At 55.4% G+C, this 2,385-nt stretch carries 2 protein-coding genes; both read right to left on the reverse strand.

The genetic code is table 11. From position 1 onward, the window contains the following. Nucleotides 1–1,961: hypothetical protein (locus ACP5J3_RS13340; RefSeq protein ID WP_428496134.1), on the reverse strand; the 1,961-nt coding region annotated here is incomplete at its 3' end. A gap of 6 nt (nucleotides 1,962–1,967) precedes the next feature. Further along, on the reverse strand, nucleotides 1,968–2,385 hold a 418-nt coding region (locus ACP5J3_RS13345; protein ID WP_428496135.1), incomplete at its 5' end, for a hypothetical protein.

Here is a 2,385-nt window from a genome sequence, read left to right on the forward strand (position 1 = left end):
AGGAACCCCGCCGCGGACGAGTCGCCTATCCGCTCCCAGATCTTGGCCAGCTTCAAGAGACCTTCGTAGCCGAACACTGCTGGCTCCACTATTTTTTCTACGAGTTTAGACTTCCCCAAGCGCGACTCGCCGTAGATCAGAAGAACCGGGACTTCAAGATGCGGCCTGAATGCCCACACAGCTGGGGCAATGTTGAGGGCAATTATGTACCCCACCGTGGCCAGCGCGGCGTCGACGTTCGCCGGCGGGTAGGCCTCCGCGACTAAACGAAGGGCTTTGTCGAACTCGATTACTGCTTCTTTTAGGCTCGGCGCCTTAGCTATCACGCCATACGGATCGCTGAGGTAGAGGCCGCGTTCTCCGGGGAGCAGGCCAGTGACGAAGGTCCCTTTTTCGCGCCTCGCCAGCCCGTCGAAAACGACCTTGATTTTATCGATGTTCTTAACGTCGACGTACAGCCCCCTCGCCCCCGGCTGTTTTAGTTTTTCTAGTATTATATCAACATCTTGTGCAACGAAGAGATCGCCGAGCTTGTAGTACCTCTGCTTCGTGACAGTATCCTCGACGATAGACAGAGCCGGGCCTCTGTACAGAAGGACGGAAACGGCGCCGTCCTCGCCGTGCTTCAGAAGCTCGGCCTCCATTCCCCCGTCTGTCAGCTTGCCATAGAGCTCCGTGAGGCACTTATCCTCTGTCTTTGCAATGCAGATCGAGAACTCCTCCGGCCCCGCCTTGAAGGCCTTAGCGAGCACCTCCGCCGCCTCGGCATCTATCACCCGCCACTTCTCTAAGATCCTCTTGCGAGACCTGATTTTAGCTCCCTCCCGGTAGGCCCGCTTGACGTGCGACTTGCGTTGAGGTAGCGTCTGCGACTCCTCTCCAGCCTTTTCATAGACATCCTCGACGATTTTTATGATGTACTCTTCGGCGATGCACGCCCGCCGGGCGAGGGAGGCGAGGTCGTATATGGCGTCGTGCCGAGTATAGCCATAGGCCTGCGCCTTTGCATAGATCCGTTTAAAGGCCTCCAAAATTTTGTCGTACTCCTCCAGCGGTTTGAGTTCTTGGCATCTCGGGGGTGCCTCGCCGTTCTCACCACCCAGCGCCGTAAGGATCGTCTCAATGGCGTCCCACGAGAGGGCGGCGAGCTCTGCGTCCACCAACTCATACATGGCTCCGCTCGGGTGGACGCCAAACATGTTAATGGGCTCTTTGCACCTCACCTCAAGACCAGGCGCCTTCGCGTCCCGACAGCCTTCCGGTATGTATACAGGTATGTGTAACCTCCGTTCTACACTTTCCAAAATCTCGCCGCTCGGCGTCCGCCACTTGCCTTCTGGGGTCATTTGCGCATCAGTCAAGGGGCCTCCGAGCACCCTCAGCGCTTTGTTGACGTCTAGGTACTCTGATACTATTTCGATGGCCTCATTGGAGTCCACGTCTAGCACCGCCAAGTTGGGCGAAACTCTGCTCGGGATTATGGCAACAGCGTTAGCCTTCTCAAGCCTATCGACGTTCTCTTTATCTCTTTTAAGAACTATAGCGCTAGCCCAGGGACTCTCGGCGTCGGCCCGGCCTGTCTCTATCAGAGCTTTGGCGTAATCAAGAACTTCGTGGAGCTTCCTCTCCACGTCCTCCTTGGGCTCCGGCGCCCTGCCGCCGTTCTTCGCGACGAGTCTGAGGAATGTCACGATCTCCGCATCGCTCGGCGCGGCTCCATTCTTCTTTAGCGCCGCCCTTATACTCGCTATGAGCCTCTTTCCTGGCCTGGCTAGCTTAGAGAGCTCAACTGTTTGGATATACTCGTCGTCCACATATATGGCGACGTTGCCGCCGTCCGCCTCGAATCTGAGGCGCTTGGCGAGTTCAGCAGAAGAATGTTTATAATTGCGCGGATTAGTTATGTGTGGGGGGCGGCTAGCTTCGGGGGGGCCGGCCGCCTCGCTGGGCGCCGCTAGCATATGCCACTACGATTTTTTCCACTTTCTTACTAACTGGATTAACACATGTCTTGCTCTCTTCAATTCCTCCACGAGGTGCCTATACTCCGTTCGCGGTATGTAAACCTGCGCAGAACGAGCCGCTTTCTTGTACACAACGCCAGTCACCAAGACAGCTATGCCGCTCGGCATGACCAGCACCATGTCGACATAATCGCCAACGTCAACATCGTCGTTCAAACAGCTGTAGGGCACTCTCAAGTATACAGATTTTGTCCATATTCCAGCTTCAGCGTGACAAGCAATTGTCGTAGCTTTAAAATGTCGCAAACCGCCGTAGTATAGTGATGAATCACTGGTGATTTGAGCCGTTAGTTGTGGGCTTGGCTCCGGGTGGGCGCTGACTTCTTTGTCGGGCATGTAAACAAATTTTTTACCATTTATA

Source organism: Pyrobaculum sp. (assembly GCF_049971835.1).
GTDB lineage: Archaea > Thermoproteota > Thermoprotei > Thermoproteales > Thermoproteaceae > Pyrobaculum.